We start from the raw sequence: 280 nt of genomic DNA on the forward strand, positions 1-280 counted from the left end.
GATCAATAAAAAAGGGACTGTCCTGATCTATCGAGATGTTCATTTAACGCGCGGAAAGCCTCATTTTCGGGTGAGCTTTCCGACGAAAAAGCTGAAACCGGGCAAGTATGACGTCTGGGTGGATGCCGTCAAAGGAAAGAAGTGGCACGGGGAATTGAAGCGCTACATTGTCATCAAGCATTGATCTCTTTTATGATGGACGGAGGGCTGTGTAATGACTGTCGTGGGTTTTTGCGTATTATTATGTTCTGCATTTATCCATGCATCGTGGAACTATCTT

Annotated in this window: 1 protein-coding gene; it reads left to right on the plus strand. The window is 45.0% G+C overall.

Annotation, left to right across the window (positions count from 1 at the left end; all coding sequences use genetic code 11):
- Positions 1-184, plus strand: a 184-nt coding sequence (locus CH339_RS25605; protein ID WP_210207400.1) for a hypothetical protein, incomplete at its 5' end; no start/stop codon positions are given.
- Positions 185-280: the final 96 nt, after the last annotated feature.

The organism is Rhodobium orientis, from assembly GCF_003258835.1.
In the GTDB taxonomy this organism is placed as follows: Bacteria; Pseudomonadota; Alphaproteobacteria; order Rhizobiales; family Rhodobiaceae; genus Rhodobium; species Rhodobium orientis.